This is a genomic window from Mesorhizobium bavaricum, assembly GCF_056781655.1.
The window spans coordinates 921,739-933,945 of the sequence record NZ_CM165566.1 but is presented as its reverse complement, the minus strand read 5'-3'; the positions used below and the strand labels follow the sequence as shown (position 1 = coordinate 933,945).

Annotated in this window: 11 protein-coding genes; 1 reads left to right on the top strand and 10 read right to left on the bottom strand. The window is 64.4% G+C overall.

Going from position 1 to position 12,207, the window contains the following annotated elements:
- Positions 1-41: 41 nt before the first annotated feature.
- From AC1RZR_RS04460 to AC1RZR_RS04425, 8 genes are all read right to left on the bottom strand, one after another.
- Complete coding sequence (locus AC1RZR_RS04460) at positions 42-434, bottom strand: lysozyme inhibitor LprI family protein (RefSeq protein ID WP_481827763.1); 393 nt, start codon at positions 432-434, stop codon at positions 42-44.
- A 134-nt stretch (positions 435-568) separates the two neighbouring features.
- Positions 569-1,549, bottom strand: a complete 981-nt coding sequence (locus AC1RZR_RS04455) for a 2-dehydropantoate 2-reductase (protein ID WP_481827762.1) — start codon at positions 1,547-1,549, stop codon at positions 569-571.
- A 2-nt stretch (positions 1,550-1,551) separates the two neighbouring features.
- On the bottom strand, positions 1,552-3,078 hold the full coding sequence (locus AC1RZR_RS04450) for an acyl--CoA ligase (RefSeq protein ID WP_481827761.1): 1,527 nt from the start codon (positions 3,076-3,078) through the stop codon (positions 1,552-1,554).
- A 77-nt stretch (positions 3,079-3,155) separates the two neighbouring features.
- Positions 3,156-4,742, bottom strand: a complete 1,587-nt coding sequence (gene ggt, locus AC1RZR_RS04445) for a gamma-glutamyltransferase (protein ID WP_481827760.1) — start codon at positions 4,740-4,742, stop codon at positions 3,156-3,158.
- Positions 4,743-4,772: 30 nt separating this feature from the next.
- On the bottom strand, positions 4,773-5,573 hold the full coding sequence (locus AC1RZR_RS04440) for an ABC transporter permease (protein ID WP_481827759.1): 801 nt from the start codon (positions 5,571-5,573) through the stop codon (positions 4,773-4,775).
- On the bottom strand, positions 5,570-6,484 hold the full coding sequence (locus tag AC1RZR_RS04435) for an ABC transporter permease (protein WP_481827758.1): 915 nt from the start codon (positions 6,482-6,484) through the stop codon (positions 5,570-5,572). The genes AC1RZR_RS04440 and AC1RZR_RS04435 overlap by 4 nt, the downstream gene beginning before the upstream one ends.
- Positions 6,481-7,566, bottom strand: a complete 1,086-nt coding sequence (locus AC1RZR_RS04430; RefSeq protein ID WP_481829014.1) for an ABC transporter ATP-binding protein — start codon at positions 7,564-7,566, stop codon at positions 6,481-6,483. Before AC1RZR_RS04430 ends, AC1RZR_RS04435 begins: the two co-directional genes overlap by 4 nt.
- 77 nt (positions 7,567-7,643) lie before the next feature.
- On the bottom strand, positions 7,644-8,684 hold the full coding sequence (locus AC1RZR_RS04425) for an ABC transporter substrate-binding protein (protein WP_481827757.1): 1,041 nt from the start codon (positions 8,682-8,684) through the stop codon (positions 7,644-7,646).
- Between the two features lie 230 nt (positions 8,685-8,914).
- On the opposite strand from AC1RZR_RS04425, the gene AC1RZR_RS04420 reads away from it, so the two are divergent.
- Positions 8,915-9,625 (top strand): GntR family transcriptional regulator, encoded by a 711-nt coding sequence (locus tag AC1RZR_RS04420; RefSeq protein WP_481827756.1) that lies wholly within the window; start codon positions 8,915-8,917, stop codon positions 9,623-9,625.
- A 675-nt stretch (positions 9,626-10,300) separates the two neighbouring features.
- Here AC1RZR_RS04420 and AC1RZR_RS04415 read toward each other — a convergent pair.
- Together AC1RZR_RS04415 and AC1RZR_RS04410 are read right to left on the bottom strand one after the other, a co-directional pair.
- A complete protein-coding gene (locus tag AC1RZR_RS04415) occupies positions 10,301-11,059 on the bottom strand; it encodes an SDR family oxidoreductase (RefSeq protein WP_481827755.1) in 759 nt (252 codons plus the stop codon).
- A gap of 9 nt (positions 11,060-11,068) precedes the next feature.
- Entirely contained in the window at positions 11,069-12,145 is a 1,077-nt protein-coding gene (locus AC1RZR_RS04410; RefSeq protein WP_477268440.1) for an AraC family transcriptional regulator, read from the bottom strand.
- Positions 12,146-12,207 lie beyond the last annotated feature (62 nt).

Below are 12,207 nucleotides of genomic sequence, written 5' to 3'. Positions count from 1 at the left end.
TCCAGATCTACTACGCGGTTGATCGGCCCGCGGTTGAGTGACTACGGATTTTTCTGGACACGCTTTTCGAGTTCGGCCGTGCGTGCGCTCAAATCGTCCAATTCAAACCCTTGAGATGTGAAGAAGGCGGCTTCTCCGTTGTCGGGATCGGCGGCAAGACGGTGCGTTTCCCGCAGATGATGCTTCAGCCAGGCGCGCTGCTCGCGCTGCAATCGGGCACGTTCGGTGCCATGCTCGCGACGCATCAAGGTATTGTAAGCCGCGTTCAGCCTGGCATCGAACTTGTCGATCTCGACTTTCCCGCAATCCAACATTTTCCACGTGTAGCCGCCGGATCGGTCGATGCACGCTTTCATTTCGGCGTCGCTCTGCGCCATTGCGGGATGAGCCGCTGTCACGGCCAAGATTCCAAGGAGGCAGGCATATCGGAGCATGGAGGCGGTTCCTTGATACCAAAGGCTGGATGGACATATCCGTTTCGGCACGCCCTTCTCGGATCGCCAACAAGGGCGGGCCCACGATATGTTGGGGCAGGGCGCGAGCGCGTCAAGGTTGGGAGTGCCTTACCTCACCCGTAACACCCGCGCTCCACCGCCAGCCGCCGCACGAGCGCCTGCACGGCATCGATGGTGGGGGTCGGCTTGTCCGTTAGCCGGCCAAGCTCCTGCACGGCCGTCACCAGTGCGTCGATCTCCATCGGCCGGCCGCGCTCCAGATCCTGCAGCATCGAGGTCTTGTGCTCGCCGACATCGCCGGCGCCCTTGATGCGGCGGTCGACCGCGATCGGGAAGCGCACGCCGAGGCTTTCGCCGATCGCCTGGGCTTCCAGCATCATGGTGCGGGCGAGTGTCCGGGTGCCCTCGTCGGCAACGATCGCGGCCAGCGTGCTGCCGGTCAACGCCGAGATCGGGTTGAAGGAAAGATTGCCCCACAGCTTGACCCAGATTTCGCCGCGGATGTCGTCGCGGACCGGCACCTGCAGCCCGGCCTTGACCATCACCTCGGCCAGCCGCGTGACCCGTTCGCTGCGCTCGCCGGAGGGTTCGCCGAGCGAGAAGCGCTTGCCCTCGACATGGCGGATGAGACCGGGCGCGTCGACTTCGACGGCGGGATAGACCACCGAGCCAATGACGCGTTCGGGCCCGATCCGCTCCCAGATCTTGCCGCCGGGGTCCACCGCGTTCAACCTGGTGCCTTCGAGCGGCCCGCCGACCTCATGGAAGTACCACCATGGCACGCCGTTCTGCATGGTGACGACGGCGGTGTCCTGCCCGAGCAACGGTGCGATCTGGTCAAGAGCAGGGGTGAGGGAATGAGCCTTCAGCGCCAGCACCACATAGTCCTGGGCGCCAAGCTCCTCGGCTTTCGCGGCGGCCCGGACGGGAGCCAGCGATTCCTGGCCGTCTTCGATCAGGCGCAGGCCATCTGCCTTGATCGCGTCGAGGTGGGCGCCGCGAGCGACGATCGACAGCTCGGTCCGGCCGGCCATGGCAAGCTTGGCGGCGAGATAGCCGCCGATCGCGCCCGCGCCAAAGATGGTGATCTTCATCATCAAAGTCCGAGTTTGGCGGCAAGCCCGATGCGCTGCAATTTGCCGGTGGCGCCTTTCGGGATCTCGTCCAGGATCAGGATCTTGCGCGGCACCTTGAAGTCGGCGAGCCGCGTCGCGGCATAGATGCGAATGTCGCTCTCATTGGCTGTCATGCCTTCGCGCAGCACCACCGCCGCCGCCACTTCCTCGCCAAGCTTGTCATGCGGCATGGCGAAGGTGACGACCTGCGCCACCGCGGGATGATCCATCAGCACGTCGTCGACCTCGAGCGGCGAGATTTTTTCGCCGCCGCGGTTGATGATCTCCTTAAGCCGGCCGGTCACCCGCAAATAGCCGTCCTCGTCGAGCACGCCCTGGTCGCCGGTGTGGAACCAGCCATGCGCGAAAGCCGTGGCATTGGCATCCGGGTTCTTCTCGTAGCCTGCCGTCACATTGGGTCCGCGAATGACGATCTCGCCGGTCTCGCCCGCACTGAGCAGTCGCCCGTCAGGCGCCATCACCGCCACTTCCGGTCCGGCGGAGGCGCCAACGCTGCCCGGCTTGCGCAGGCCGGGCGGCAGCCGGTTCGACGCCATCTGGTGCGCTGCCTCGGTCATCCCATAGGATTCGATCACCGGACAGCCGAAGGTCGCCTCCAGCTCGGCCATCACTTGCGCCGGCAGCGACGCCGAGGACGAGCGGATGAAGCGCAGGCGCGCTGCCGCCAGCGCCTCGGCATTGCGTGCCGCCCGCGGCAGGATCGCCTGGTGCATCGTCGGCACCGCCGTGTACCAGCTTGGCCGCGCCTCGCTCAGCCACTGGAAGAAGCGCAGCGCGTTGAAGCCCGGCGTGCAGTAGATGCTGCCGCCGGCGGCCAAGGAGGAGAGCACGGCCGCGATCAGTCCGTGAATGTGGAACAGCGGCATGATGTTGAGGCAGCGGTCATCGGCCGTCAGGCCGAGCGTCGCGCCGATATGGGCCGCCGAGGCCGCGATGTTGGCGTGGCTGAGCGGCACCAGCTTGGGCCGCGACGTGGTGCCGGAGGTATGCAGTAAAAGCGCGATCTCGCCGTCCTGCGCCATGTCAGAAGCGGCCTGCGGGCCGATCGCCGCGCCCTCGATCGCAAAACTTCCGGCTGGTGCGTCAGGCAAGCCAACAAGCCGGAGCACGCCGATGCCGAGACGCTCGGCAACCGCCACTGCAGGTCCGGTCTCGCCCTCTGCAACGAGGATCGCCTTGGCGCCGATATCGGTCAGGTAGAAATCGAGCTCGTCCGCGCGATAGGCGGGATTGAGCGGCGCCGTCGAGGCGGCTGCGGCCACCGCGATGAAGGCGGCGGCCATCTCCGGCCCGTTCGGCAGCACGATGGCCACCCTGTCGCCCCGGCCGATGCCGCGTGCATGCAGTTCGGCAGCGGTGGTGGCGATCAGGCTGCGCAATCCGCCATGGGTGAGCGTCGCCCTGTCGGGCGCCGAAATCGCCGGGGCATCGTCCGCCCCTGCGACAAGACGGCGAGAGAGCTCTGAGATATCTGCGATATTGGTCATGATCACCGACTATCTTTTCAACCCGTCAAAATCCAGTCACGACACGCCACTGTGATGCCATGGCAAAACCGGAGCCATCAATAGCCAAGCGCCAATCCATCCTTGCGCGGATCGGAGGCGCCGGTCAGGGTTCCCTTCTCCCAGTCGATCAGCACAACCTGTCCACCACCCAGCGGGTGATGCGGTTCGGCTGTGCGATGGCCGCGCCGGCGCAGGCCCTCGATCGCCTCTGTGGAAACGCTGCGCTCGGCCTCCACGGTATCATCATTGTAGAACACCCTCGGCGCGTCCAGCGCCTGTTGCGGGTCCATGCCGAAGTCGATCATGTTGGTGAGCAGATGGACATGCCCGAACGGCTGGTAGCCGCCGCCCATGACGCCGAACGGCATCACCACGCGGCCGTTCCTGGTTGCCATGCCGGGCATGATCGTGTGCATCGGCCGCTTGCCGGGCGCGATGGCGTTCGGGTGCGCCGGATCGAGGCGGAAGCTCGAGCCACGGTTCTGCAGGACGATACCGGTCTTCGGGCCGACGACGCCGCTGCCGAACGAATAATAGGTCGAGTTGATGAACGAGACCGCATTGCGGTCGCGGTCGACGACGGAGATGTACACCGTGTCGCTGCCGGGCAGGTCCACGCGCGGCAGATGCGTCATGGCGCGTTCGCGGTCGATCTCGGCGCGCAGCCGGTCGGCGTAGGCGCTGGACAGAAGCTGCGCCACCGGCACCGGAACATGGTCCTGGTCGCCGACGAAGCGGTCGCGGTCGCGATAGGCAAGCCGTCCTGCCTCGATCTCCAGATGCAGGCGCTCGGCGCCATTGGGGTCAAGCCCGCCAAGCTTGAAACCCGACAGCACATTCAGCATCAAAAGCGCCGTCAGCCCCTGATTGTTCGGCGGCATCTGGTGAATGGCGTAACCGCCATAGGAGGTACTGACCGGCGCCACATAGTCGCCCCTGGTCGCGGCGAAATCCTCGGTCGAATGCAGTCCGCCCAGTTCATTGAGCCGGCTGACGATGTCGTCGGCAACGGCGCCCTCGTAAAAGCCGGCACGGCCCTGCCTGGCGATTGTCCGCAAGGTGGCGGCGAGTTCCGGTTGCCGGTGGACATCGCCGGCCTTCGGCGCCTTGCCGCCCGGCAGGAAGATGCGCGCGGCATGCTCGTCGGCCGACAGGTCCGTCTCTGGTTCCGCCCAGTCGAAAGCAACGCGGTCGTGCACGACATAGCCGTTCTCGGCATAATGGATGGCCGGCGCCAGCGCCTCGGCAAGGCCCTTGCGGCCATGGTCCTCAAGCAACCGGGCCCAGGCGTCAACGGCACCCGGCACGGTGACCGCATGTGGTCCCTGCAGCGGGATACGGTCGAAGCCTTTTTCCAGATACCAGTCGACCGTCGCCTTGGCCGGGGCGCGGCCGGAGCCGTTGAAGGCCAGCACGTTGCCTTGTCCCGCCGGGCAGTAGAGCACGAAGCAATCGCCGCCGATGCCGGTCGACTGCGGTTCGACCACGCCCTGCACGGCGGCGGCGCAGACGGCTGCATCCATGGCATTGCCGCCGGAGCGCAGCATCTCGAGCGCGGCAAGGGTCGAAAGCGGGTGCGACGTTGCCGCCATCGCTTCCGTGGCACGAACCGGCGATCGGCCGGGAAACTGGAAATCACGCATTCTGTCTGGATATCCCATGGTCACTTGAAATCAATGCCGTCGGCCGAAGATCTGCGCAACCGACAACAGAACGACCGACAGCACGATCAGGCAGGTCGAGATCGCGGCGATCGTCGGGTCGATCTGGTCGCGCAGCGCATTGAACATGCGGCGCGTCAATGTCGTCGTCTCACCGCCCGAGATGAACAGCGAAACCACCACTTCGTCGAAGGAGGTGATGAAGGCGAACAGCGCGCCGGAGACGATCGAGAAGCGGATCTGCGGCATGGTCACCTGCCAGAATGCGGCGATCCGTCCCGCGCCGAGGCTGCGCGCCACCCGCTCCTGGTTCATGTCGTAGGAGCGCAAGCCCGACAGCACGGTCAGCACCACCAGCGGCAAGGCCTGCACCGTATGCGCGATGACCAGGCCGGTCAGCGTGTTGTTGAGCCCGATCCGCGCATAGAGGAAGAAGGTGCCGATGCCGATCAGGATCACCGGGATGATCAGCGATGCCGTCAGCAGCGCGTTGATGGTGCCGTTGAAGCGCAGCGTGCCCCTGTTGATCGCATAGGCGGCGGCGGTGCCGAGCGGCGCCGCCACCAATGTCGTCATGATCGCCACCTTGACCGAGACGATCGTCGCGTCGCGCCACTCCAGCGACTGGAAATAGGTTTTATACCAGCGCAGCGACCATTGCTGTGGCGGGAATTGCAGCAGCGTTGAATCCGAAAAGGACATGATGACGATGATGATCGACGGCGCGATCAGGAACAACAGCACGAGGCCATTGAGCGCGTAGAGCCACAGACGTTGCCGGTGCGAAATCGGCAGGCCGAAATCCTCGCTCATCGTGAACTCCACGCACCGGTGGCGCGCGCGCCTAGCAGCCATTGGAACAGGCCGAGAAGCGCCAGCGTGACCACCAGCAGCACCACGCCGAGGGCCGCTCCGGCTCCCCAGTTCGAATAGAGGCTGGTGGTCTGTTCCATGCGCATCGCCCACATGATCACCTTGCCGCCGCCCATCAGCGCTGGCGTGACGAAGAACCCGAGGCACAGCACGAAGACGATGACCACGCCCGAAGCAAGGCCGGGCAGAGACAGCGGAAAGAAGATCTGCCGGAAGGTGGCGGCCGGTCCGGCGCCAAGATTCATCCCGGCGCGCAGGCAGTCGGTGTCGATGGTCTTCATCGAGGCGTAGAGCGGCAGTACGAGGAACGGCAGCAAAATGTGCGTCATGCCGATGACGACACCCGACAGATTGTTGGCGAGCGACAGCGGCTGGCTGATCACGCCGAGGTCGATCAGCCAGCTGTTGATCAGGCCCTTGCGCTGCAGGATCACCAGCCAGGCATAGGTGCGCACCAGAACCGAGGTCCAGAACGGCAGGATGACGAAGATCAGACAGATAGACGCCGCCCGGCGCGGCAATTGCGACAGCATGTAGGCCAGGGGATAGCCGAGCAGGACGCAGGCGCCGGTGACGATGAAGGCGACCTTGAAGGTGGTGACGAAGGTCTTGATGTAGGAGGCCTGCTCGACGAAGCGCGCATAGTTGGCGGCGCTGAAGGCGCCGGCCTCGTCGAACAGCGACAGCCAGAACAGCCAGCCGATCGGCACGATGATGATGGCGAAGACCAGGAACAGGCTTGGAGACAGCAGCACCAGCAACCGCAGCGACTCGCGCCGCGCATCGTCGAGCAACGCCTGCGCGTTCAGATCAGCGCCGGCAGAGTCGTGGAAGGCGGATTGCGCGCTCATAAGTCGGATGCCACCAGGATGGTGTCCTGTGCATCGAGGCCGAGGCTGATCGGCTGGCCGGGAGCCGGCATTCGGGCCAGCACGTCGCTCCGGCAATAGTCGCGCAGCGTCAGCTGGCGGCCATCGCGTAGCACCGCGTAGCAGACGAAGCTGTCGCCCTGATAGATGATGTCGCCAACGGTCGCGTCGAGCACATTGACGCCGCTTTGCGGTTCGCCATTTGCCAGCAGTCGCAGCTTCTCCGGCCGCACCACCATCAACTGCTGGCCCGATGCCGGCGCCGGTGCGGCGGTATGAATTCTCCTGTCCTCATACCAGACCGAACCGTTGCGGCATTCGACCGGAATGAAATTCGATTCACCGATGAAGCCGGCTACAAACCGCGTCCGCGGCGTGGCGTAGAGGGCTTCGGGTCTGTCGAGCTGTTCGATGCGCCCGCCGTTCATGACAGCGATGCGGTCCGACATGGTGATGGCTTCGCGCTGGTCATGGGTGACATAGACGGTGGTCATGCCAAGCCTGCGATGCAGGCTGCGCAGCTCGATCTGCATGTGCTCGCGCAGCCCCTTGTCGAGCGCCGACAAGGGTTCGTCCATCAGCACAATGCGCGGCTCGAAGACGATGGCACGCGCAAGCGCCACGCGCTGACGCTGGCCGCCGGAAAGCTGATCGACCCGGCGCTCGCCCAGGCCCTGCAGCTTGACCAGATCCAGCGCCTTCTCGACACGCTCGGCCGTCTCGGCGGCGGCGACGCGGCGCTGCTTCAGCGGAAAGGCGATGTTGTGGGAGACGTTCATATGCGGAAACAGCGCGTAGTTCTGGAACACCATGCCGATGTTGCGCTTGTGCGGCGGCGTGGTGATGATCTCGTCGTCGCCAACCCTGATCGAGCCGGCATTGGCCCGCACAAAGCCGGCCAGGATCATCAGCAGTGTCGTCTTGCCGGAGCCTGACGGCCCGAGCAGCGTCAGGAATTCACCGGCCTCGACATCGAGGTTGAGGTCGCGCAGCACCGCTACGCTGCCAAATCGTTTCTCGATCCGGCGCATGCTGATCGGCAGCGCGGATGGCGCAATGGACAAGATCATCGTCTCCTGGGCAAGGGCGGCAAAAGCAGGGCGAGGCGTCGCCCTGCCGTGATTTGGGTTCTGGCCGCAGCCTATTGCTGGACCAGATTGTTGAACTTCTCCGTTGCTTCCACCAGCGTGTCGCGCCAGAACTCGGCATCCTGCAGCACCTGCTTCTTGACGTTCTCGGGCGCCGAATTGATGTCCTTGATCCGGTCCTGCGGGATCTTGCCCGTCTCGAAGGCCTTCTCGTTGACCGGCCCGTTGTCGACATAGAGCGGCAGGTTGGCCTGCAGCTGCGGGCTGACGAACATTGCCAGCGCCTTCATGGCCGCATCCTTGTTCTTGGCGCCCTTGGGAATGACCATGCAGTCGGCGGTCAGAACACCCTGGTCGAACGAGAAGCTGACCGGCGCGCCTTCCTTCTTCAAGGTGCCGGCACGGCCGTTCCAGATGCTCGCCATGTCGACTTCGCCATCCTTCACCAACTGCATGGCCTGGGCGCCTGAGGTCCACCAGGCATCGACGTGACCACGGATCTTGTCGACGGATTTCAGTGCACCGTCGATATCGACGGGATAGACCTTGTCGATCGGAATGCCTTCGGCCAGAGCGGCGACGCTCAGCGTCTCCGTCGCCTGACTGCCGCTCAGCGCGCGCCGCCCCGGAAACTTTTCGACATTCCAGAAGTCGGCCCATGTCTTCGGGCCTTTGTCGCCAAAGACATCGGTCCGGTAGATGAGAACGACGGAGGTGTAGGAAATGCCGACCCAGTCGTCATGGACGAGCTTGGGATTGATGCCGCTCTTGTCGATGATGCCGTAGTCGAGTTTTTCGAACAGACCTTCCTTCGAGCCGCGGGCGCATTCGTCGGCGCCAAGCTCGGTGATGTCCCATTTGACGGCATTGCCGGTCACCTGCAACCGCACGTCGTCGAGGCCGTTGGTGGTGTCTTCCTTGATGGTGATGCCGAGCGCATCGGCCGTCGGCTTGAAGAACGCCTTGGTCTGCGCCTCCTGGTAGGTGCCGCCCCATGAGGCGACGGTGATGGTGTCGCCCGCCATGGCGGGGGCTGCGAGCGACGCCATCAGGGCGGCAACCGCAACAACGCTAACGCTTCTGGTCCTGTTCATTTTCGGCTCTCCAACCGGTGTTCCCATTGTTTTTGATTTCGCATGCTATTTTGTATACAATTTTGAGTGTAGCGTAGCGATTGATGATGTCAACACCGGCCGGTGCAATCGAATTCATGCGTGTCGAGCCTGACGGGGTGGCAAGCATCGGCTGCGCTGGGGGGCGTGGCAAATTACGCCGACTGCGACTACAGCTATGCGTGTTCCGGCTGAAAGACCGGAGAACTGGGATGGGAATCTTGGCCAAGGAAACCAAAAATACGCTGCGCGACTCGGTCTACTCCTCGCTCAAGGCGATGATCGTGACCGGTCAGATTCCGCCGGGCTCGCGCGTGACCGAGAGCGACATCGCCGCGAAGTTGAATGTCAGCCGCACGCCGGTGCGCGAGGCCTTCAACCGCCTCGAGCGCGACGGCCTGGTTACCGGCAGGCCACGCCAGGGCTATGTCGTCACCGAGTTCGACATCAACATGTTCCGCGAGGCCTTCGAGATCCGCGAACTGCTCGACGGCCATGCGACCGAACTGGCCGCAGTCGCGGCGACGGAAAAGGACAAGGCGCGGCTGTGCGCCATGCTGGCCGAATGCGAGCGGCTGGCCGCCATTCCCGAGCGCACCAACCGGGAAAAATTCCAGGAGCTCGAGGTCGGCATCGACCTGCATCGCGTCATTGCCGAAATCAGCGGCAATGTGATGCTGCACGGCATGCTGTGCGGCATCCTCGACAAGTGCCAGCACTATGTGTGGACGGAGCTCTTGTGGCTGGACGAATGGAAGATCGCCCGCGACGAGCACGCGGAGATCGTCGACGCCATCTGCGCTGGCGACGCCAGCCGAGCCGGCACCCTGGCGCGCGCCCATGTGCGGGGGTCGCGTGACAATGTGTTGCGCCTGCTGCAGGCCAAGTCGGATTACCAGAATTTCCTCGCCAAGGCATCTTGAATACGCCGAAGGATGAAGCGCTCGGCAGGCCTTCGTGGGCACGCCCGAAAATTCGAACGCCTTAGCGGCCGGCGTCTCTCACGGGCTGAGTTCTATGCGCTGTGGCCGGACCTGTGGCCGGCCAACGATAACGAGCGGAGGGGCATAGCCGGCGAGGCCGGCTGTATTCGGCGGCTGGAATGACGTGACAGCCAGTCGCGTCCTGGTTTTCCAAATCGGCACGAGGTGCCAGTGGCTCCTGCTTAGCGACGAATATGGATCCGGCTGGCGCCCCCGCCGATCGAAGTGGACCGCCAGGCTTTCGTTGACTGCGGCCAATACAACGCACCGCTCGAGTTGATCGTCCGACAGCTCGCAATCAGGGACTTTATCTCGCACCGACTGAACTGCCGAAAAGGTCGAGATGATGCGTCCGGGAGCAGAGGAGTCGATATATCCAGCGATAGCGTCAGTGACGTCATCGGGAACAAGAAAGTTGAATTGGCGCGAGCCGGTCGTGGAAGCTACGATCCGATTTAGCATTTCGCCTGCTGAAAGCCCCACCGGATGCTATCGCTGCGAAGGGCATATCAGCAAGAACTAATGGGAATCGATAGGGCGTTATGCACCGAATTCTAGATTGAACTGAAGAAAGGACGCGCTGCCTCGTTCGTTCCGGCGAAGCGCCTTTGGCCTTCAGCCCTTGCGCTCCTGAAGGCTGTTGCCGCCATCGACCACCAAGAGGGTCCCGTTGACATAGCTGGCGCCTTCCGATGCCAGGAACACCACCGCTGCCGCGACTTCCTCCGGCCGGCCGGCCCGCGCGGGTGGCGTATGCAGGGCCGCCATCCGCTCCATCTCGCTCGACGACCCCGTTTCGATCCAGCCGGGGGCCACGGCGTTGGCCGTGATGCCGTGTCTCGCCACTTCGAGCGCCAGCGTGCGCGTCAGGCCGACCATGCCGGCCTTGGCGGCGGAATAGGCGGCCGTACCTTCGAAAGACACCAGCGGCCCGGTGACCGACGCCACATTGACGATGCGCCCGTAACCCGCCTCGACCATCGCCGGCAGAAACGCCCGGGTGACCAGGAACGCGGTCTTCAGGCTGACGTCGATCCCTCGGTCCCAGTCGGCCTCGGTCATGGAGAGGAACGCCTTGTCGACCGATGGCGATGCCAGCGAGCCCATGCCGGCATTGTTGACCAGGATATCGACGGCGCCGACGCGCGCCCGCAGCCGCACGACATCGGCAGCGATGGTCAGATCGGCGACCGCGCCTGCGGCATCGATGCCTTCGGCGCAAAGCTCGGCGGCGCGATCGAGCACGCGCGCACTGGCGCCGGTGAGGAAAACGGCATGGCCGGCATGGCCGAGCTGCCGGGCAACGACAAAGCCTATGCCGTCAGCGGCACCGGCCCCGGTGATCAGCGCACGCTTGATGCTGGCAGGGGACATCGCGAGTCCTCAAGTGTGAAGGCTCGACTCGCCGCCGGCCTTCGAATGGGCCAACCGAACGGCCTGTGGCGTCGATCCGGTCCAAGTCTGGAACGCCCGCACGAAGGAGTTGGGGGCCTCGAAGCCGAGCAGGAACGATATCTCCGTGCTGGATAGTGACGAGTTGTGCAGGTAGTGATGCGCAAGTGAATTGCGCAGGGCATCGAGCGTCTTCTGGAAGCTGCTCCCCTCCTCTCGCAACCTGCGCTGCAGCGTGCGCTTGCTGACGCCGAGCTTTCTGCACACGCCTGGCATGGACAACTCGCCGGCGGGCAGGGCCTCGAGCAGGACACTGCGCAAGCGTTCGACGGTGCTGGCATGTTCCAGGTCGGCCAGGCGCTGTCGAAGGGCCGGTTCGAAGAACTTCCACATGCCATGGTTCGCCGTGAGGAATGGGCGCTGCGTGTCTTCTGCCGCGAACACCACGGAGGGCACGGGCAGGTCTTCCACCGGAACGCCGAACCAAGTGGCGTAGGCGCGCGCATCACTCGCCGACAGGTCGGGTGCGGGCCATCCCACGCGCAGCGGGTGAACCGGGGTGCGAGTGGCAAGGCGCGCGAGCTGCACGAGGAAGACCAGCTTGAACGCCATGAGCACGCGCGGCGGGGTTAGCGCGCGGTCGAGGAACTCCAGCGCGGTGGTGGTGCGGCATGGGTCGTGCTCAAGCTTCAGCGCCACCGGCCCGCTCTTGTATTTGGCGAGGCGGTCGAGCGCACCGTTCATGTCTTCGCTGCACAAAGCGACGAAGAGTTCCGGATTGAACCAGTCGGTCGACATCTTCTGCGCAAAGCGCAACGGCGCCGGGCCGCCTGCGTTCCCGGCCTCCTCATCGATGGCGTCCCAGAGCCGGAAGTAGGTCGCGGAGTCGAGCCGGACACTTTCGCCTGCGAACAGGTCGCCCCGCAATTTCGCGCGGCGCAGCACGTTGGCCCCACTTACCCCGGCGTCTTGCATCATCACCCGCCAACTGGACCAGACCGAGAAGGTGCGGGCGTGGACGAGGCGGTCGTTGGGGGCGGTCAGGCCGTCGGTAGGCGCAGATGGCATGTATCGAGTCTAGGTCGCGCATCGCACCAGCGCAATGACCGATCGCGCCAAACAGGCGGTGG